The following is a 19,635-nucleotide window of genomic DNA, read 5'->3' as shown; positions in this document are numbered from 1 at the left end:
ATTTCTCGTCGGGTACTTAGGGTCTTTCTGACCTGGGCGAGGCGAGGCATGTCGGTTTTCCCTACGACCATCGCAAGCACTTCGTTGAAATGAAAAGCCCTTCCGGACCTGGATCCGGAAGGGCTCGGCGGGAGCGATGAGGATCAGAAGATGAAGTCGCTCATCACCGGAATCGCCGTGTTGCCGTACATGGCGAAGATCATGTCGACGTCGCTCGAGTAGTTGCCGTCGCCGTTGACGTCGACCAGCATCCAGCCGTCGTCCACGCCGTACATGGCGAAGGCGAGCGAGCGCTGGTTGCCGTTGGCGTCGCTGAACACGCCGATGCCGTCCTTGAGGGTGCCCTGCAGGATGTGGTCGGTATTCGAGGCCAGCTTGATGGTGGCGAAGCCGTCCAGGTTGCTGCCTTTAGCCAGTTGCAGGGCCGACAGGTCGATCTTGTCCACGCCGGTCTGGAAGTCGTGGATGATGTCGTAGTTGTTGGCCTGCTTGGCGGCGCCCTTGGCCCAGATCAGCTGCGAATCGCTGGCCTTGGCGAACTTGACGACATCCCTGGCGTTCTCGTAGCGGTACAACAGCACGTCGTCCTTGCCCGCGTTGCCCTGGAATACCACGCCGTCCTTGGTCGCCGTGAAGTAATCCTGGCCCGAGCCGCCCTTGTAGTCCAGTGCCACGCTCGGGGCGCTGGCGCTGCGGGTGACGCCGTTGAACATCACGTTGCCGGTCGATCCGGTGGCGTCGAAGGTGGTCATCACGTCGGACGTCACCGTGAGCAGGCGCACGCTCGCATCGCCCGTCACCGTGACCGTCTTGGTTCCCTGGGCATACAGGTAGGAGAAGCCGTTCACGTAGTCCGCCGCGACACGGCCTTCGTTGGTGCCGGTGGCGGGATTATCCGCTTCCATCTTGTTGACGCTGGAGTGGATGGTGATCGTTTCGACTCCGCTGGTCTCCATGATGTTGCCCTGCACCAGGCCGCTGGTGCGGTTGTCGGCATGCGCATCGTTCGCGGTCATGCTGATGGTCAGCTTGTCGTTCGTGCCGGCGGCATCCTTCAGGAAGAACTTGACGGTCTGCCCGATCGTATGGTGCTCGGCCGGCTTGCCGTACTGGTCGATGTTGACGTCTTCGCTGACGAACTCGATGCGCGAGTTGGCGCGGCCGTTGGTGAACTCGACGGTGTCACGCAGGCGACCATGGCTGTGCAGGGTGGTGACGTCGCCTGCGCGGTCGAGGTTGTAGATGCCCTTGCCGGTCGAGAAGTCCAGGGTCTCGAAGTTGGTGTAGACCTGGTTGGCGGTGGCGCCCAGGAAGGCCGCGTCGGCCGCCACCATGGTGTCGATGCCGTCGCCGCCGTTCACCTTGGCGCCATTGAAGGCCGACTGCGAGAACTCGTAGCGGTCATTGCCTGCGCCCAGGTCCACCGATGCGGTGGCGGCCAGGCCGCCACTCATGACCAGCTTGTCGGCGCCCGCGCCGGTCTTGACGACGAGGTTGCCGGTGGTGGTGGCGCTCAGGGTCTGCGCGCCGGTCGACTGCGAGCCGTCGAAGGTCTTCAGCGACGAGATGTCCTTCAGCTCGGCGTCGAACTTGCCGGCGCCTTTCAGGGTCATGGTCACCAGTTTGTCGTCCGCGGCCAGGGCGGTGGTGGCCAGCTGGAAGCTGGCGGCGCTGTCGATATTGAGCGTGGTGGCCCTTGCTGCCGCCAGGTTGACGTGCGATCCGACCCCACCCTGTGCGCCGAGAACCTGCAGGTTGACCGTCTTCGCGTTGGCATCGGTGACCGTGGCGCCGTCGCCGACTTCGGTCAGGCGCAGGTTCAGGTCGTGGTCTGCGGTGGCATTGTTGATGCTTGCGGCCTGGCTGGTGTGGGCGAGGCTGACCGAGGTGAGCGCATTGCCGCTGAGGCTGGCCGCGCCCGTGTTGCCCCGCACCGAGACCGTGTGGCCGCCTTCGGTGGTGACGGCGCCGCCGCTCGTCCTGATACTCAGTTCGACCGCGTCGGCCACCTTGGCGTTCACGGCGCCGCCGGCATTGATCTCGACCCGCTCCAGGCCGGCGAAACCCGACATGTCGTAGGCAGCGGCATTGCCGACGCCGCCCTTGGTGCTGATGCTGAGGTGCTGGATGTTGGTGACCGAGACGCCGGCCGGTGCGGCGGTCCCCAGGGCGCTGCCCTCGTCGATGAGGAACATGGTGTTGTGGCCGCCGCCGCCGTGGATGGCGTCGCCGCTCGAGAAGCTCGCCGCGGTGGCATTGTAGCTGTCGTTGCCGCCGCCGCCCTTGAAGGCCACGCCCGCGTCGGCATTGGCGCTCAGCGTGAACACGATCGGGGCCTTGCTCGCCGCGACGAAGTTGGCGGTCAGGGTGTCCAGGTTGGCGGTAGCGGCCGCAAGCGATGCGTCGTCGGTGACGGCGGAGGTCAGCTGCTTGGCGTAGGCGAGGGCGTCGTTGCCGTTGTAGGCGGCCTGCTCCGGATGCAGGTTCAATGCTGCGGTGAAGCTGCCGGCGAACTTGACCTTGTTGTTGTAGGCGACCAGGTCCGCGTCGCGCGCACCCTTGGCGATCTCGGTCACCACCGCGTCGACGGTGAACAGGCGCTTGTCGAGCGCGGCGGCCCAGTAGTCCACGCCTGCCTCTTCGCCCGGACGGCCGAACAGGTTGCGGTAGACGGTGTCCACCACGGTGCGGTTGTCCTTGCCGCCATACACCGACACGTACTCGTCCGACGAAGCGAAGGCGGCGGTAACGATCGACAGGTCGCCGCCCTGGCCGTCGACCACGCCCTTCCAGAAGGCCAGGCCGGCCGGATCGGCGGGGCGGTTGTAGTAGGCGACGTAAAGTTGTTGGATCGCGGTTTCAGTATTTGCCATGTTGTGCTCCAGATTGCGTGGGTTCATCCGAGGGGAGCGACTGTCTCGTGCAGTCGATCGCTGGGACACATTCTGGCATGGCGTGCCGAGGAATACCGCCCCCTCCCAAGGGGGAAACGAGGGGATGCATATATGCACATTTATTGAATGAACGGAAAGAACATGCTGTCGAAACAGCCTTATGCGGAATAGTCCCTATACTGGATGGGAGACGTCCGATGTAGAGTGGGTATCATGATGACTGCGATTCTCCCTTCCCTCCTCACCCTGGCCGCGATCTGCTGGGTCCTGCGCGTCAATGCGCGCGATCGCACGCTCCTCGAAAAGGAGCTCGACGACGAGTTCGGGGAAGATTCCGACCGCTAGCAGCCGCTCAGGCGTAAGGGCGCAGCACGGTGTACACGCCGTTCTTCGATTCCACCAGCGCGTAGCCTTGCACTTCCCAGGACACGGGGGGATTGTCCTGCGGCACGCCGGCGCCGCCGGCGCGGCGCGCCATCGTCACATGCGGGCGGTAGCGGCGCGCTTCCGGCTGCAGGCCGAGGGCCGGCAATGCGTCCGACAGGCGCGCATGCAGGGCCGCGAGCGCCGCCGGCGTGTTGTCCGGTTCCAGCACCGCGATCCCGTTGTGCCACAGCGCGGCACGCGTCAGGTCGAGGCGAAAGGGTTCGAAAGGCACGGCGAAGCCCTCCAGCAGCTCGGGCAGGCGTTCGCGAGGGACGCCGCCGAGGAAGTGCAGGGTGAGGTGCAGCTTGTCGGCATGGACGGGCGACGCGGGTTTCGGCCAGGTCCAGGCGTCACGCCGGGCGGCGAGGAGATGGCGCACGCCGGGCTCGGGCCACAGGGCCAGGAACAGACGGGTGGTGGGCGCTGTCGCCTGTCCGTCCATGTCGATCGTCAGAAGCAGTGTTCCGGCGCCGGGAAGCTGCCGTCCTTGACCGCCGCCACGTAGGCCGTGACGGCCGCGTCGATGCTGGACTGGCCTTCCATGAAGTTGCGCACGAAACGCGCCTTGCGGCCCGGGAAGACGCCCAGCAGGTCGTGCATCACCAGCACCTGGCCGGAGCAGTCCGGGCCCGCGCCGATGCCGATGGTCGGGATGGCCAGCAGTTCGGTGACTTCCTTGCCCAGCGCCGCGGGAATCGCTTCCAGCACCACCAGCGAGGCGCCGGCCGCCTGCAGCGCCAGGCCGTCCGCCTTGAGCTGCTCGGCCGCCGCGTCGGTCTTGCCCTGCACCTTGAAGCCGCCGAAGGCGTGCACGAACTGCGGGGTCAGGCCGATGTGGGCGCATACCGGGATGCCGCGCTCGACCAGGAAGCGCACGGTCTCGGCCAGCCAGGCGCCGCCTTCGATCTTGACCATCTGGGCGCCGGCGCGCATCAGCGTGACCGCGTTGTTGTAGGCCTCCACCGGCGTCGTGTAGCTGCCGAAGGGCATGTCGGCCAGCACCAGGGCCAGCTTGTTGCCGCGCGCGACCGAGGCCGTGTGGTAGGCGACGTCCGCCACCGTCACCGGCAGGGTCGAATCGTAGCCGGCACAGACCATGCCCAGCGAGTCGCCGATCAGGAGCACGTCCACGCCGCAGCGGTCCATCAGAGAGGCGAAGCTGGCGTCGTAGGCGGTCAGCATCGCGATCCTGTCGCCGGCCGCGCGCATGGCGAGCAGGGATGGCGCGGTGACGGCCTTGCGGACGGGTTTCGGGGCATCGTTGGCAGCCGGATCCTGACCCTGCAGGTAAGCGCTCATGGAAATCCTTTTAAGACGGTCGTTCGGAAACGCGTAGTGTAATGCGGCCGCGGCAAACGCGCAGAATATCGCCAAAACAGCTAGGTAGGGTGGTCGGCTCTGCCGACCGCGCGTTCAGCCACATCCAGCTTTATCGAAGCGCGTCCGCTCCTTGAACGCGCGCACGGCAAAGCCGTGCACCCTACGAAGCCGCCATGCCAGTTTACGACCGGAAGATAAAGTACACCGCCCCGACCAGGCACAGCGCCGCCCACACGTAATCGAGCTTGAACGGCTGGTTCATGTAGAACATCGCGAAGGGCACGAACACGCTGAGCGTGATCGCTTCCTGCATGATCTTGAGCTGGGCCAGGCTGAACTGGGTGTGGCCGATGCGGTTTGCAGGCACTTGGAGAAGATATTCGAACAGGGCGATGCCCCAGCTGACCAGGGCGGCGACGTACCAGGCGCGGTTGTTGAGGCTCTTCAGGTGGCCGTACCACGCGAAGGTCATGAAGATATTCGACAGCACCAGCAGGCCGGCGGTCTGGAACCAGATGGGCAGGCCCATGCTCAGCCGATCTTGTCGACCGCCTGGCTGGCAACCAGGGGCAGGAAGTCGTGCACCGGGCCGACGCCGGGGATGACGAGACCGGGCGCGATCTCGGCCAGCGGCGCCAGCACGAAGCCGCGCTCGTGCATGCGCGGGTGCGGCACCGTCAGGGTATCGGTGGCGATCTGCTGGTCGCCGTACAGCAGCAGGTCGAGGTCGAGCGTGCGCGGCGCGTTACGGTAGGGGCGCTCGCGGCCGTGCGCCAGTTCGATGTCCTGCAGCGCGGCCAGGAGCTGGTGCGGATCGAAGGCGGTGTCGATGCAGGCCACGGCATTGATGTAGTCGGGGCCGCTGGAGTCGACCGGCGCCGTGCGGTACAGGCCGGAGGTCTCGATCACCATCGTGCCCTCCAGCAGGGCAATCCGGCGCAGCGCGTCCAGCACGTTGCCCTGGGCGTCGCCCAGGTTGGCGCCGATGCCGACGTAGGCGATCATTCCTCGCTGCCGCCCTGTGCCGGCTGCGTCCCTGCGCCATCGCTCGTCTTGCGAGGACCGCGGCGCGGCGCGCGCTTGCGTTTTGCGCCCTCGCCGCTGCCTTCGCCACGGTCGCGCCGGTTGGCGGCCGCCAGCAGTGCTTCGCGTTCGCCGCCTTCGGCTGCGTAGAACGCGGTCCACCATTCGCCGATCTCGCCCGGCAGCTCGCCCGATTCGCAGCGCAGCAGCAGGAAGTCGTAGCCGGCGCGGAAGCGCGGATGCTCGAGCAGCTTGAACGGCGCCTTGCCGGTGCGGCGTTCGAAGCGGGGCTGCATGGCCCAGATGTCGCGCATGTCGGTGGCGATGCGGCGCTGCAGGGCCAGGTTCTCGGTCTGGGTCTCCAGCACGGCGTCGGCAGCCAGGTGCAGGGCCGGGATCGGCGCCTCGCCGGCGGCGCGGTAGGCATTCCACTTCTCCAGCACCTGGTGCCACAGCAGTGAGGCGAACAGGAAGCCGGGCGAGACGCCCTTGCCGGCTTTCACGCGCCCGTCGGTCGATTCCAGGGCGAGCGTGACGAACTTCATGCCGATCGGCTGCTCCAGTACGACGTCCAGCAGGGGCAGCAGGCCGTGGTGCAGGCCGGCCGAACGGAGTTCCTTCAGGCAGGCCAGCGCGTGGCCCGACAGCAGGAGCTTCAGCATTTCGTCGAACACCCGCGCGGCCGGCACGTTGTCGATCAGGGGCGCCATGACGGGAATCGGCGCGCGCGTGGTCGGCTCGATGGTGAAGCCGAGCTTCGCGGCGAAGCGCACCACGCGCAGCATGCGCACCGGGTCTTCGCGGTAGCGCGCTTCCGGCACGCCGATGATGCGCAGCAGCTTGGCGCGGATGTCCTCCATGCCCCCATGGTAGTCCAGCACGGTCTGCTTGGCCGGATCGTAGTACATGGCGTTGATGGTGAAGTCGCGGCGCGCCGCGTCTTCGTGCTGGGGACCGAAGTTATTGTCGCGCAGGACCCGGCCATGCTCGTCCTTCGGCGCATTGTCGCTGCCGTTGCCGCGGAAGGTGGTCACTTCCAGCAGGTCCTGGCCGAACATCACGTGCACGATCTGGAAGCGGCGGCCGATGATGAAGGCGCGCCGGAACAGGCGCTTGACCTGCTCGGGCGTGGCGTCGGTGGCGATGTCGAAGTCCTTGGGCTTGACGCCCAGCAGCAGGTCGCGCACGGCGCCGCCGACGACGAAGGCCTGGAAGCCGGCCTCCTGCAGCGTCTGGGTGACCGTGATCGCGTTGCGCGAGACGTTGCGCGGGTCGATCTTGTGCTCTTCGGGGCCGAGGATGACTGCCTGGGTCGGGTCGCGGCCGTCGTCCTTGACGCCCAGGATCTTGCGGATGAATTTCTTAATCATTGAAGAGATGGAGTGTTGGCCAACCCTGCGATTGCGCGTGGGCGGCGAGCTTAGCGCTCGGGTTGGTGGCGACCGGATGGCTGACGATCGACAGCAGCGGCAGGTCGTTGTGCGAGTCGCTGTAGAAGTGGCAGCGCTCGAACGCGTCGAAGCGCGTGCCGAGCCGCTCCAGCCAGGCGTGCATGTGCGTGATCTTGCCCGGCCCCGAGGTCGGGGTGCCGAGCAGCCTGCCGGTCAGCTTCCCTGCGGCGTCGTATTCCGGCATGGCGCCGATGTGGTGCTCGACGCCGAAGCGCCCGGCGATCGGCGCCGTGATGTGGTAGTTGGTGGCCGTGATGATGGCCACCAGGTCGCCGGCCGCCTGGTGCTCGCGCACCAGCGCCAGCGCCCGCGGCCTGATGGCGGGCTCGATGACTTCCGCCATGTAGCGTGCGTACAGGGCGTCCAGCTCGGCGCGCGGGAAGCGCGCCAGCGTGCCGAGGGCGAACTCGAGGTACTCGACCGGATCGAGCACGCCTTCCTGGTACTGGGCGAAGAATTCGTCGTTACGGCGGCGGAAGGCGGTTTCGTCCACCGCGCCAACGCGGACCAGGAACTCGCCCCATTCATAGTCCGAATCGATCGGCAGCAGGGTGTGGTCGAGGTCGAACAGCGCAAGGTTTTTCATTCTTTGGTTTCCGACTGCTGGTTTTCTTGCAGCAATAAATCACGCAGCAGCGGCAGGGTGACCGGGCGCTGGGTCTCGAGCGAATACTGGTCGAGGGCGTCCAGCATCGTTGCCAGCGACCGCATGTCGCGCTTGAAGTGAGACAACAAATAGGGTAACACGCTGGCCGAGAGCGTCAACCCGCGCGCTTCGGCGGCCTGGGTGAGGGCGGCGATCTTCTCGTCGTCGGACAGCCCTTTGATCTGGTAGATCAGGCCCCAGCCCATGCGCGTGCGCAGGTCTTCGCGCACGCCCAGCACCGCCGGCGGTACCGGGCCGGTGCTGACCATGTAGGCGCCGTGCTCGCGGATCTGGTTGAACAGGGCAAAGGCGTCGATCTGGCGCCGCGGCGACAGGCGGTCGCAGTCGTCCAGCAGGTACAAGGTGACGTCCGGGTGATGCACGAACTGGTCGGCCGGCGCATCGAAGGGGATGTAGCGCGAGGCCGGGCTGGCCGCGAGGGCCTGCAGCAGGTGGGTCTTGCCGGCGCCGGTGTCGCCCCACAGGTAGGCGAAATGCTCGCGCGAAGCACGCTGCGCGAACTGGTGCATCAGGTGCGCCAGTTCGGCATTCTCGCCCACCTGAAAGGTGTCGAGGCTGTGCGCCGGCTCGGCGCCTAAATCGAGCACCAGCTGTTTCATGGCGTCGGGCTATCGTTGGATATCATATGCTTCAGGCATTATAAAAGCTGCTGCGCAAGTAGTGGGTGCGCACGTGGCGGAAACCGACCATCAGCAGCGCCGATGCCGGGAGGGCCAGCAGCACGCCGGCGAAGCCGAACAGCTCGCCGAAGGCCATCAGGGCGAAGATCACGGCCAGCGGATGCAGGCCGATGCGCTCGCCCACCAGCCTCGGGGTCAGGAAGAAGCTTTCGATCAGCTGGCCCGCCGTGTAGATGGCCACCACCCAGGCCAGCGCCACCCAGCCGGGGAACTGCAGCAGGGCCGCCACCAGCGCCAGCAGCATGCCGAGACCGAAGCCCAGGTAGGGCACGAAGCCCAGCAGACCGGTGAGCACGCCGACCGGCAACGCCACATCCAGCCCGAGGACGGCCAGCGCCGCCGAGTAGTACACGGCCAGCACGATCATCACCAGCAGCTGGCCGCGCAGGTACTGGGCCAGCAGTTCGTCCGATTCCCGCGCCATGCCGGTCACGCGCTCGACCCAGCGGCGCGGAATGGCGCCCTCGATGCGCGCCATCAGCGCATGCCAGTCGAGCAGCAGGTAGAACAGCACCACGGGCACCAGGGTCAGGGTGGCGATCCAGCCCAGCACCGCGCTGCCGCCCACCCGCACCTTGGCCAGCACCGAGGTCCAGAGGTCGTCGCCGCTGGCCGCAACCTGCTGCTGGAGCAGCTCGCGCAGCCCGGCGCTGTCGAGCTTCACCTTGATGCCGTAGCCGGCCAGCCAGGGCGAAACGAAGGTGTCGAGCCAGGTGAAGAAGGCGGGAATCTTGGCCTGCAACAGCGGGATTTCGGCGCGCAGCACCGGCACCACGGTCAGCACCAGCGCGATGACGACGGCGAAGAAGGCCGTCAGGACGATGGAGACCGCCACCACGCGCGGCATCCTGCGCTTGCCTGCCAGCCGATCCACGGCCCCGCCCAGCATGTAGGCGAGGATGGCCGCTGCGATGAAGGGGGAGAGGATCGGACCCAGGGTGTACAGCAGCAGCGCCACCGCCAGCCAGAGCGCCACCCAGAATGCGGACTGTTTTTGCTCGGGCGTGAGGAAGAGTGGCATGCGTGTTCTTGTTTTGTTATTTTTACGGTGTTTACCAACGAATCGGGTGGCAATCAGGTGAAAGCAGGGCTGGGCGGGCCCGTTTTGCTAAAATAGCGGATTGACCAGGTCCGACGGTCTGCCGCCTTCTATTTTACCGCCTCCGCTGCCAAATACCATGAGCCAACCATCTAATGTTTCCCTCTCCTACCGCGACGCCGGTGTCGACATCGACGCAGGCGACGCCCTGGTCGAAGCGATCAAGCCGTTTGCCAAGCGCACCATGCGCGAAGGCGTCCTCGGCGGCATCGGCGGTTTCGGCGGGCTGTTCGAGATCAGCAAGAAGTACAAGGAACCAGTGCTGGTGTCCGGCACCGATGGCGTCGGCACCAAGCTCAAGCTGGCGTTCGAGCTGAACCGCCACGACACGGTCGGCATCGACCTGGTGGCCATGAGCGTCAACGACATCCTGGTGCAGGGCGCCGAGCCGCTGTTCTTCCTCGACTACTTCGCCTGCGGCAAGCTGGACGTGGCGACCGCCACCGCGGTCATCAAGGGCATCGCCCAGGGCTGCGAACAGTCCGGCTGCGCCCTGCTTGGCGGCGAAACCGCCGAGATGCCGGGTATGTACCCGGACGGCGAATACGACCTGGCCGGCTTTGCCGTCGGCGCGGTGGAAAAGTCGCAGATCATCGACGGCAGCAAGATCGCCCCCGGCGACGTGGTGCTGGGCCTGGCCTCGTCGGGCATCCACTCGAACGGCTACTCGCTGGTGCGCAAGATTATTCAAGTGGCCAAGCCCGACCTGGAGGCCGATTTCCATGGCCGCAAGCTGGCCGACGTGCTGATGGCCCCGACCCGCCTGTACGTCAAGCCGCTGCTGGCGCTGATGCAATCGATGGAAGTGAAGGGCCTGGTGCACATCACCGGCGGCGGCCTGGTCGAGAACATCCCGCGCGTGCTGGCCGATCATCTCACCGCGGTGCTCGATGCCAAGTCCTGGACCATGCCGCCGCTGTTCCAGTGGCTGCAGCAGCACGGCGGCGTGGCGGACGCGGAAATGCACCGCGTGTTCAACTGCGGCATCGGCATGACCGTGATCGTGGCGAAAGAGAACGCGGACGCGGCAATGGCCCAGCTGCAGGCAGCCGGCGAAACCGTGTACCGCATCGGCGAGATCCGTGCGCGCGAAGAAGGGCAGGCGCAGACCGTCGTGCAGTAATACACCAGCTGCACTCTTGTGTGACGGGCGCCCTGAGGCGCCCGTTGTCGTTTACGGAGGCGTGCGGGCTGACGGCGGCCTGCGCGTCAATGCTTGCCCGGGCTCTCCTCCTCCGGCGCCCGGATATAGTCGACCATGCCCAGGCTGGCATGGCTCGGCGGGCTGCTGGCCAGGCTGCCGATCACCGTTGCCAGCAGCCCGGCCGGCACCCCGAACACGCCCGCCGCCAGCGGCTGGATGCCGAGCCAGGACGCGTCCAGGCTGCCGCCCAGGGTCGGGCTGGCGCGCAGCATGTACCACAGGCAGACCAGGAAGCCGGTGAGCATGCCGGCGATCGCCCCGGTGTGGTTGGCGCGCTTCCAGAACACGCCCAGCACCAGCACTGGAAAAAGTGTAGAACCAGCGAGCGAGAACGCGGCGCCTACCAAAGAGAGGATATCGGCCGGTTTCTGCGAGGCCGCGTAGGCCGCGATGAAGGCCACGGCCAGCAGCAGGAGTTTCGAGATCGTCACCCGCTTCTGGGTCGAGGCGCCCGGGTCGACCATCTTGTAGTAGACGTCGTGCGAGAGGGCGTTGGAGATCGCCAGCAGCAGGCCGTCGGCGGTGGACAGCGCCGCCGCCAGGCCGCCGGCCGCCACCAGGCCCGAGATCACGTAGGGCAGCCCACCGATCTCGGGCGTGGCCAGCACCAGCACGTCGGCGTCGATCGCGATCTCGGCCAGCTGCACCACGCCGTCGCCATTGACGTCGGCGATGCTGAGCAGCGGATTGACCTTGTCGACATTGGCCCAGTACGAGATCCAGGTGGGCAGCGCGGAAAAATCGCTGCCGACCAGCGAGGTATAGATGTCGTACTTGGCCAGCACCGCCAGCGCGGGAATGGTCAGGTAGATCAGCAGAATGAAGAACAGGGTCCAGAACACCGACACCCGGGTTTCGTTGACCGAGGGCGTGGTGTAGGCGCGCATCAGGATGTGGGGCAGGGCGGCGGTGCCGAACATCAGGCAGAACACCACGGCCAGGAAGTTGTTGCGGCGCTTGTCCGACTCTTCTTCGGTCGCGCCGGGGAAGGGAGCGGCATGCGGCACCAGGGGGCGGGCGCGCGCCAGGTTGGCGTCGCGCTGTTCAAGCCACAACGCGCGCGCTTCGTCGGGCGAACCGGGGTAGGTGTTGAAGGCGCGCTCGGCCTGGCGCACTTCGCCCAGCGAGGCATTGCTGGTGCGCGCCGCCCTGAGTGCGCGCTGGGCTTCGAGCTTGCCGGCTTCCCACGAGGCCGGCAGCGCGGCCAGGCGCGCCGTGTATTCGTCGGCGCGGCGCCGGAACTCGGCGCGCACCTGTTCCTCGCGCGGATCCTTGTCGAGCTGGTGCTCGCGCGCGGCCAGCTTCGGCAGCAGCGAGCCGTAGGCCACCTGGGGCACCGGGTTGTCGGCATGCTTGGCCGCCAGCCAGATACTCGGGATCAGGAAGGCCACCAGCAGGATGATGTACTGCGCCACCTGGGTCCAGGTGATGCCGCGCATCCCGCCCAGGAACGAGCAGACCAGGATCGAGGCCAGGCCCAGGAAGATGCCGACCGAGAAGTCGACGCCGGTGAAGCGCGAGGCGATCAGGCCGACCGCGTAGATCTGCGCCACCACGTAGGTGAACGAGACCAGGATGGTGGCGGCCACGGCCAGCGCCCGCACCGGCCCGCCGCGCCCGCCCGCGCCGCCGCCGTAGCGCGCCGCCAGGAAGTCGGGGATGGTGTACTGCCCGAACTTGCGCAGGTAAGGCGCGATGAGCAGGGCGACCAGCACGAAGCCGCCGGTCCAGCCCATGATGTAGGCCAGCCCGTCGAAGCCATACAGGTAAAGGCCGCCGGCCAGGCTGATGAAGCTGGCCGCCGAGATCCAGTCGGCGGCGGTGGCCATGCCGTTGAACAGGGCCGGTACGCGCCGCCCGGCCACGTAGTACTCGGTGACGTTCGAGGTGCGCGCCACCACGCCGATGGTGGCGTACAGCGCGATGGTGGCGAACATGAAGATATAGCCGATCCACAGGCGCGGCATGCCTTCCTGCTCGAGCAGGGCGAGCGACACCAGGAACAGGGCGAAGCAGGCGGTGTACCAGAGGTAGTAGCGCGACAGCTTGCGGAAATAGGGCGGCTTGCTGGTAGTCACGCACCCTCCTGGGCCGGGCCGGCATGCAGGCGGTCGAGCCGGCGCATGCGCCAGGCGTAGAAGGCGATCACGGCCAGCGATACCAGCGACGCTCCTTGCGCCGCCATGTAGAAGGACAAGGGCCAGCCGAACAGGGAGAAGTGCGACAGCTCGCGCGCGAAGAACACGGTGCCGAAGCCGGTGCACAGCCACAGCGTCATCAGGACCAGGGTCAGGCGGCGGGTGGCGCGCCAGTGGGCGGCGCGCGCTGCCTGCAGTCGTGCGTGGTGGGCGTTCTGCCCGGCCGGCAGCGGCGGCATGGGTTCACTCGGCATCGTCGGGCTCATGGACAGGAGGCGGGAAGGTCAGGCGGAACAGGCTGCCCGGGTACTTGGGCGCATGGCTGCGCGGATTGTTGAAGATGTCGATCTCGGCGCCATGCTGCTGCGCGATCTCCCGCACGATCGCCAGTCCCAGGCCGCTGCCCTGCACGTTGCTGCCGAGGATGCGGTAGAAGCGCTCGAACACGTGGGTGCGCTCGCTTGGGGCGATGCCGTGGCCGGTGTCCTCGACCTCGAGCAGCACGTGCTCGCCGTCGCGCCGCACGCGCACCGTGACGCTGCCGCCCTGGGGCGTGTAGCGCAGCGCGTTGTCGATCAGGTTCGACAGCAGCTCGCGCAGCATCAGCGCGTTGCCGGCGATGCGCAGTTCCTTGTCCTGCGGCGCATCGGGCGGCGCATCGGGGAATTCGAAGCCGAGGTCGATGCCGTGCGCGAACGAGGCCTGCACCCAGTCCTGCACCGTGGTCCGGGCCAGCTGCACCAGGCCGACCTCCTCGAAAGCGAGGCCGGCGTGGGGCTGGTTCTCGGCGCGCGCCAGCGCCAGCAGCTGGTTGACCAGGCGCGTGGCCGATTCCGAGCTCTTGGCCAGCTGCTCGAGCGAGCGGTGGATCTCGCCCGGGTCGACCTGGCGCAGGGCGAGCTCGGACTGCATGCGCATGCCGGCCAGCGGCGTCTTCATCTGGTGCGCGGCGTCGGCGATGAAGCGCTTCTGCATCTCGACGGTCTGGGCCAGGCGTTCGAGCATGTCGTTGAACGAGCCGACCAGCGGCGAGATCTCTTCCGGCACCTGGCGCGGGTCGATCGGCGACAGGTCGTCCTGCGGACGCGCGCGGATGCGTTCCTGCAGCTCGGCCAGCGGCGAGAGGCCGCGCGACAGGGCGAACCAGACCAGGGCCAGGATGACGGGCAGGATGATGAACTGGGGCAGGATCACGCCCTTGATGATCTCGTTGGCGAGGTGGGCGCGCTTGTCGAGCGTTTCCGCCACCTGCACCAGGGCCGGCGCGCCGCCCGGTCCGGCCGGGCGGCTGCCTTCGTGCAGCGGGTCGAGGTTGACCCAGGAATAGGCGATGCGCACCGGCGTGCCGTGGATGCTGTCGTTACGGAACGCCACGGCGCCGCCACGCATGCGCCCGTCCGGATCGTCGGCGCCGTCGCCGGCGCCTTTACCGAGACCCGGGCGCGGCAGGTCGCGGTCGCCGTCGATGTGCGCGCCGTCGGGTCCGCTGATCTGGAAATAGACGCTGTCGACGTCGTCGGCGCGCAGCACGTCGCGGGCGCTGCCGGGCAGTTGCACCACGGGCCGGCCTTCCACCGTGCGGATCTGCTGCGACAGCACGGTAACGCGGTCTTCCAGGGCGTCGTCGAAGGGCTGGTTGGCGATCGACTTCGCCACCAGGTAGGTGATCGCGATGCTCATCGGCCACAGCAGCAGCAGCGGGGCCAGCATCCAGTCGAGGATCTCGCCGAACAGCGAGTGGCGGATGTTCTCGTCCGGTTCCGGGTTGGGCGGAACGTAGGGACGGTAGCCGGCCGCCCCGTACGGCAGGGCCGCGTCCTGCCCGGCGCCCGCAGGCGCGTCGGCAAGCCCGGCGTCGCGTTCGTTCACTTGTGCTCTGGCGCCGGCGCGCGCGGCGCGTCGGAGAATTTTTCGAGGCAGTAGCCGAGGCCGCGCACGGTGGCGATGCGCACGCCGCCGACCTCGATCTTCTTGCGCAGGCGGTGCACGTACACCTCGATGGCGTTGTTCGAGACTTCCTCGCCCCATTCGCACAGGTGATCCACCAGCTGCTCCTTGGAGACCAGGCGCCCGGTGCGCGCCAGCAGCACTTCCAGCAGGCCGAGCTCGCGCGCCGACAAATCGAGCATCTGGTCGTTGATGTAGGCGCTGCGGCCGACCTGGTCGTAGACCAGCGGGCCGTGACGCACCACAGCGGGACCGCCGCCGGCGCCGCGCCGGGTGAGGGCGCGCACCCGCGCTTCCAGCTCGGACAGCGCGAAGGGCTTGGCCATGTAGTCGTCGGCCCCCAGGTCGAGGCCCTCGACCCGCTGCTCGACCGAATCGGCCGCGGTGAGGATCAGCACCGGCAGCAGCGAGGACCGCGCACGCAGGCGGCGCAGCACTTCCAGCCCGGACAGCCTGGGCAGGCCGAGGTCGAGAATGAGGAGGTCGAACTCCTGGGTGGACAGGGCGGTGTCGGCGTCCTGGCCGTTTTTCACGCAATCGATGGCGTAGCCGGACTGGCGCAGGGAACGCGTGAGTCCGTCGGCAAGTACGCTATCATCTTCGGCGAGCAGAATTCGCATGGGGACACCTGTAAAACGTTAAACCATCAACAGGCCGTATTGTGTTTGATTTATCGCAACAATGCGAGCCTCATAGATAACAACACCGCGACTTTTTTCGCTTGCCTAAACCACTGGATTTATATACAGTAGTGGCTTGATTTCGCTTGTGGGAACACCTGGATTTTTATACAGTGGTTCTCTTGATTTTAGCGGTAGCGCCCCTACCTTGCCTACTCCACAGCTGAAAGTACACCATGGACGACAAAAAAATCGCATTGAACGTTGCCGAAAAGGGCAAAGCGCTGGCAGCCGCCCTGGCGCAAATCGAAAAGCAGTTCGGCAAGGGCTCGGTCATGCGTATGGATGCCAACATGCCGGTCGAGGAAGTGCAGACTGTTTCCACCGGCTCGCTGGGCCTGGACATCGCGCTGGGCGTCGGTGGCCTGCCGCGCGGTCGTATCGTCGAGATCTACGGTCCGGAATCGTCGGGTAAAACCACCCTGACGCTGCAGACCATCGCCCAGATGCAGAAGCTGGGCGGCACCTGCGCCTTCATCGACGCCGAGCACGCGCTCGACGTGACCTATGCGCAGAAGCTGGGCATCAAGCTGGACGAGCTGCTGATCTCGCAGCCGGACACCGGCGAACAGGCCCTCGAAATCACCGACGCCCTGGTGCGTTCGGGTTCGGTCGACCTGGTGGTCATCGACTCGGTGGCGGCGCTGACCCCGCGTGCCGAGATCGAAGGCGACATGGGCGATTCGCTGCCGGGCCTGCAGGCGCGACTGATGTCGCAGGCGCTGCGCAAGCTGACCGGTTCGATCAACCGCACCAACACGCTGGTCATCTTCATCAACCAGATCCGTATGAAGATCGGCGTGATGTTCGGCAGCCCGGAAACCACGACCGGCGGTAACGCGCTGAAGTTCTACGCCTCCGTGCGCCTGGACATCCGCCGTACCGGTTCGATCAAGTCGGGTGACGAAGTGATCGGTAACGAAACCAAGGTCAAGGTCGTCAAGAACAAGATCGCGCCGCCGTTCAAGGAAGCCCACTTCGACATCCTGTATGGAGAAGGCACCTCGCGCGAAGGCGAAATCCTGGACCTGGGCGCCGACAACAAGGTCGTCGAGAAGTCTGGTTCCTGGTACAGCTACAACGGTGAGCGTATCGGCCAGGGCAAGGACAACGCCCGTCAGTTCCTGAAAGACCGTCCGGCACTGGCACGCGAAATCGAGAACAAGGTCCGTGCTGCGCTGGGCGTGCGCGAACTGCCGCCGGTCCTGGCTGCTGTTGAAGACAGCGGCAAGGACAAGCTGAAGGCAGTCGGCGAGTAAGTAAGCGATGCCTGCACCCCAGCTAAGCCTGAAAGGGCGCGCGCTTCGCTACCTGTCGATGCGCGAGCACAGCCGGCTCGAGCTGGGGCGCAAGCTGGCCCGTTATGCCGAGGAGGGCGATGACGTGGAAGCCCTCCTGGATTTCCTTGAAAAGAACAACTGGCTGTCGCAGGAACGCTTTGCCGAATCGCTGATCAACCGGCGGGCGGCGCGCTTTGGCAACAGCCGCGTCATGGCCGAGCTGCAAAGCCATGGCGTCAAAGGTGAAGCCTTGGACGACATCAAAGCCTCGCTTGCCGACAGCGAGACGGCGCGTGCCTCCGAAGTGTGGCAGCGCAAGTTCGGCACCGTCGCCGCCGACGCGGCCGAGCGAGCCAAGCAGATGCGTTTCCTGCTGCAGCGTGGTTTCTCCCAACGCGCTGCACGGACCGCGATGCAGGGCGCTCCCGACGACGACGAGCTGTAAGCAGGCTGGTTCCAGCCTGTTCTTGACGAGCCGGCCTGGCCCCAGGCTTGCTCCGACGATATGCCAGGCTTGGCCGCAGGCCTGTTGTATCACCTTCGCAGTACCCTCTGCTTCACTTCGCTGCATCCTCCTTGTTGCTGCACCTGCGCAGCACTGGCTGTAACGACGTCGCCTCTTATATAGCGAGGATATGGCTTCGGCGCCAGCGTGGAGCGTCATTTCCGATATGCTTCGGCATATTCCTCAACGGATAATGGCGCTGCACGCTGGCGCTGTCCGTTAGAGGCGTTCTCTTCCCAGCAGCAAAGATTGGTCTTGCCACCCTCAGAAGTCGTCCAACCGCCTGCAAGCTTGACGACTCGGCAAGAAATCCCGGTTCTTGTCGCTGCACCGCGGCAAAAAGGCCTCTGTTGCAGTGCAACCGCCAACGCCCTGTGCTAAACTTTCACGGTTTAAGCAGCGCCGCATGAGCGGTTGTTGTCGTAGAAGCTACGTCAACGTGCATGAAGCACAAGGCTGCACCACTAACGGCCGCGCAAGCGGCATTGGTTTTTATGCCCCTGTCTCCTCCCGTATCGCGCTCGCTCCGGCATACGCGCGCCATCACCGTCGAAGCCTATGCGCGCGACGATGGCTTGTGGGATCTGGACGCCATTATCCGCGACGTCAAAACCCGTGACATCCAGCTCGGCTCCGGCACCCGCCCCGGTGGCCTGCCTGTCCACGACCTCAAGCTGCGCGTCACCATCGACCGCGCGCTGACCATCGTGGACGCCGAAGCCGCGTCCGACGCCGTTCCCTATCCCGGTTTCTGCGAGACGATCGTCCCTGCTTACAAAAAGCTGGTCGGCCTGTCGCTGATGAAGCATTTTCGGCTGCACCTGAAAGACCGCCTGTCCGGCGTGCTCGGCTGCACCCACCTCACCGAATTGGCCCAGGTGCTGCCCACTGCAGCGCTGCAGGCCTTTGCCGACGACGAGTTCGACACCCGCGGCGGCGCCGACGCGAATGTCAATCCTGACTCGTCCGAACGGCCGTTCGAGCTCGACCGTTGCCATGCGCTGCGCAGCGACGGACCGACTGTGGCCACCTACTATCCCCGCTGGTCGATCAAAGCCGTGTCGGGTTAGGATTCGCTGTTTGTCATTTTTGTAAGTTAACCGTATTTCTCATTCAGTACATAGAAAAGAAGGGAAGCCAGCATGAAAATCCATGAGTATCAGGGCAAAGAGATCCTCCGAAAGTTCGGAGTGACCGTTCCGCGCGGTATTCCGTGCATGACGGTGGAAGAGGCCGTCAAGGCCGCTGAAGAGCTGGGCGGCCCGGTCTGGGTCGTCAAGGCGCAGATCCACGCCGGTGGCCGCGGTAAAGGCGGCGGCGTCAAGGTTGCCAAGTCGCTGGAACAGGTCAAGGAATACGCCGACCAGATCATGGGCATGCAGCTGATCACCCACCAGACCAGCCCGGAAGGCCAGAAAGTGCGCCGCCTGCTGATCGAAGAAGGCGCCGACATCAAGAAGGAACTGTATGTTTCCCTGGTGACCGACCGCGTCAGCCAGAAGGTCGTGCTGATGGCCTCGTCGGAAGGCGGCATGGACATCGAAGAAGTCGCGCACAGCAACCCGGAAAAAATCCACAACGTCGTGATCGAACCGTCGGTCGGCCTGACCGATGAGCAGGCAGACGACATCGCCCGCAAGATCGGCGTGCCGGAAGCGTCGGTCGCCGACGCCCGCACCAACCTGCAGGGCCTGTACAAGGCGTACTGGGAAACCGACGCATCGCTGGCCGAAATCAACCCGCTGATCCTGACCGGTTCGGGCAAGGTCATCGCGCTGGACGCCAAGTTCAACTTCGACTCGAACGCCCTGTTCCGTCACCCGGAAATCGTCGCCTATCGCGACCTGGACGAAGAAGATCCGGCGGAAGTCGAAGCATCGAAGTTCGACCTGGCTTACATTTCGCTCGACGGCAACATCGGCTGCCTGGTGAACGGCGCCGGCCTGGCCATGGCTACCATGGACACCATCAAGCTGTTCGGCGGCGAGCCGGCCAACTTCCTGGACGTCGGCGGCGGTGCAACCGCAGAAAAAGTGACCGAAGCATTCAAGATCATGCTGAAGAACCCGGGCCTGAAGGCCATCCTGGTCAACATCTTCGGCGGCATCATGCGCTGCGACGTGATCGCCGAAGGCGTCATCACCGCATCGAAAGCTGTGTCGCTGCAGGTGCCGCTGGTCGTCCGCATGAAGGGCACCAACGAAGACCTGGGCAAGAAGATGCTGGCCGACTCGGGCCTGCCGATCATCGCCGCAGACACCATGGAAGACGCAGCGAAGCAGGTCGTTGCCGCTGCCGCTGGCCAAGCCTAATTCGCGAAG

At 65.8% G+C, this 19,635-nt stretch carries 19 protein-coding genes; 6 read left to right on the top strand and 13 right to left on the bottom strand.

Annotated elements, in window-relative coordinates:
• Positions 1–143 precede the first annotated feature (143 nt).
• A complete protein-coding gene (locus tag AC56KL_RS15045) occupies positions 144–2,873 on the bottom strand; it encodes a DUF4214 domain-containing protein (RefSeq protein ID WP_497180964.1) in 2,730 nt (909 codons plus the stop codon).
• A gap of 234 nt (positions 2,874–3,107) precedes the next feature.
• Here AC56KL_RS15045 and AC56KL_RS15040 point away from each other — a divergent pair, with 234 nt between their 5' ends.
• Entirely contained in the window at positions 3,108–3,239 is a 132-nt protein-coding gene (locus AC56KL_RS15040) for a hypothetical protein (RefSeq protein ID WP_497180963.1), read from the top strand.
• 7 nt (positions 3,240–3,246) lie between these two features.
• Here AC56KL_RS15040 and thpR read toward each other — a convergent pair whose 3' ends face one another.
• From thpR to AC56KL_RS15000, 8 genes are all read right to left on the bottom strand, one after another.
• Complete coding sequence (gene thpR, locus AC56KL_RS15035) at positions 3,247–3,762, bottom strand: RNA 2',3'-cyclic phosphodiesterase (RefSeq protein ID WP_497180962.1); 516 nt, start codon at positions 3,760–3,762, stop codon at positions 3,247–3,249.
• 8 nt (positions 3,763–3,770) lie between these two features.
• Entirely contained in the window at positions 3,771–4,619 is an 849-nt protein-coding gene (panB, locus tag AC56KL_RS15030; protein ID WP_497180961.1) for a 3-methyl-2-oxobutanoate hydroxymethyltransferase, read from the bottom strand.
• A 202-nt stretch (positions 4,620–4,821) separates the two neighbouring features.
• Positions 4,822–5,169, bottom strand: a complete 348-nt coding sequence (locus tag AC56KL_RS15025) for a DMT family protein (protein ID WP_497180960.1) — start codon at positions 5,167–5,169, stop codon at positions 4,822–4,824.
• Between the two features lie 2 nt (positions 5,170–5,171).
• Positions 5,172–5,645, bottom strand: a complete 474-nt coding sequence (folK, locus tag AC56KL_RS15020; protein WP_497180959.1) for a 2-amino-4-hydroxy-6-hydroxymethyldihydropteridine diphosphokinase — start codon at positions 5,643–5,645, stop codon at positions 5,172–5,174.
• A complete protein-coding gene (gene pcnB / locus AC56KL_RS15015) occupies positions 5,642–7,033 on the bottom strand; it encodes a polynucleotide adenylyltransferase PcnB (protein WP_497180958.1) in 1,392 nt (463 codons plus the stop codon). The genes folK and pcnB overlap by 4 nt, the downstream gene beginning before the upstream one ends.
• On the bottom strand, positions 7,026–7,700 hold the full coding sequence (locus AC56KL_RS15010; protein WP_497180957.1) for an HAD family hydrolase: 675 nt from the start codon (positions 7,698–7,700) through the stop codon (positions 7,026–7,028). Before AC56KL_RS15010 ends, pcnB begins: the two co-directional genes overlap by 8 nt.
• Positions 7,697–8,380 (bottom strand): DnaA regulatory inactivator Hda, encoded by a 684-nt coding sequence (gene hda, locus AC56KL_RS15005; RefSeq protein WP_497180956.1) that lies wholly within the window; start codon positions 8,378–8,380, stop codon positions 7,697–7,699. The genes AC56KL_RS15010 and hda overlap by 4 nt, the downstream gene beginning before the upstream one ends.
• Before the next feature lie 31 nt (positions 8,381–8,411).
• The gene (locus AC56KL_RS15000) at positions 8,412–9,482 is read right to left on the bottom strand and encodes an AI-2E family transporter (RefSeq protein WP_497180955.1); all 1,071 of its coding nucleotides are present in this window, start codon (positions 9,480–9,482) and stop codon (positions 8,412–8,414) included.
• Positions 9,483–9,639: 157 nt separating this feature from the next.
• Between AC56KL_RS15000 and purM the strand changes: the two genes are divergently transcribed.
• Complete coding sequence (gene purM, locus AC56KL_RS14995; protein WP_497180954.1) at positions 9,640–10,683, top strand: phosphoribosylformylglycinamidine cyclo-ligase; 1,044 nt, start codon at positions 9,640–9,642, stop codon at positions 10,681–10,683.
• 86 nt (positions 10,684–10,769) lie between these two features.
• Here the strand turns inward: purM and AC56KL_RS14990 are convergent, their stop codons facing one another.
• Genes AC56KL_RS14990 through AC56KL_RS14975 form a run of 4 tightly spaced genes read right to left on the bottom strand, consistent with a single transcriptional unit; the run spans position 10,770 to position 15,469 of the window.
• Positions 10,770–12,842 carry a sodium:solute symporter family protein gene (locus tag AC56KL_RS14990; RefSeq protein ID WP_497180953.1) on the bottom strand — a complete coding sequence of 691 codons (2,073 nt, stop codon included), beginning with the start codon at positions 12,840–12,842 and terminating at the stop codon, positions 10,770–10,772.
• On the bottom strand, positions 12,839–13,156 hold the full coding sequence (locus AC56KL_RS14985; RefSeq protein WP_497180952.1) for a DUF4212 domain-containing protein: 318 nt from the start codon (positions 13,154–13,156) through the stop codon (positions 12,839–12,841). The genes AC56KL_RS14990 and AC56KL_RS14985 overlap by 4 nt, the downstream gene beginning before the upstream one ends.
• Positions 13,146–14,771, bottom strand: a complete 1,626-nt coding sequence (locus AC56KL_RS14980; protein ID WP_497180951.1) for a sensor histidine kinase — start codon at positions 14,769–14,771, stop codon at positions 13,146–13,148. The genes AC56KL_RS14985 and AC56KL_RS14980 overlap by 11 nt, the downstream gene beginning before the upstream one ends.
• Positions 14,768–15,469 carry a response regulator gene (locus tag AC56KL_RS14975; protein WP_497180950.1) on the bottom strand — a complete coding sequence of 234 codons (702 nt, stop codon included), beginning with the start codon at positions 15,467–15,469 and terminating at the stop codon, positions 14,768–14,770. The genes AC56KL_RS14980 and AC56KL_RS14975 overlap by 4 nt, the downstream gene beginning before the upstream one ends.
• A 236-nt stretch (positions 15,470–15,705) precedes the next feature.
• Between AC56KL_RS14975 and recA the strand changes: the two genes are divergently transcribed.
• The 4 genes from recA to sucC all read left to right on the top strand — a co-directional run bounded on the left by recA (position 15,706) and on the right by sucC (position 19,626).
• Complete coding sequence (recA, locus tag AC56KL_RS14970) at positions 15,706–16,788, top strand: recombinase RecA (RefSeq protein WP_497180949.1); 1,083 nt, start codon at positions 15,706–15,708, stop codon at positions 16,786–16,788.
• A 7-nt stretch (positions 16,789–16,795) separates the two neighbouring features.
• Positions 16,796–17,254 carry a recombination regulator RecX gene (gene recX / locus AC56KL_RS14965; RefSeq protein ID WP_497180948.1) on the top strand — a complete coding sequence of 153 codons (459 nt, stop codon included), beginning with the start codon at positions 16,796–16,798 and terminating at the stop codon, positions 17,252–17,254.
• A 554-nt stretch (positions 17,255–17,808) separates the two neighbouring features.
• Positions 17,809–18,384, top strand: coding sequence for a DUF2889 domain-containing protein (locus AC56KL_RS14960; protein ID WP_497181011.1), 576 nt, complete (start codon positions 17,809–17,811; stop codon positions 18,382–18,384).
• Positions 18,385–18,456: 72 nt separating this feature from the next.
• A complete protein-coding gene (sucC, locus tag AC56KL_RS14955) occupies positions 18,457–19,626 on the top strand; it encodes an ADP-forming succinate--CoA ligase subunit beta (RefSeq protein WP_497180947.1) in 1,170 nt (389 codons plus the stop codon).
• Positions 19,627–19,635: the final 9 nt, after the last annotated feature.

Source organism: Telluria sp. ZB4P34 (genome assembly GCF_059686055.1).
Note: the sequence above shows the minus strand (reverse complement) of the source record. Positions and strands in the feature narration are given on the sequence as shown.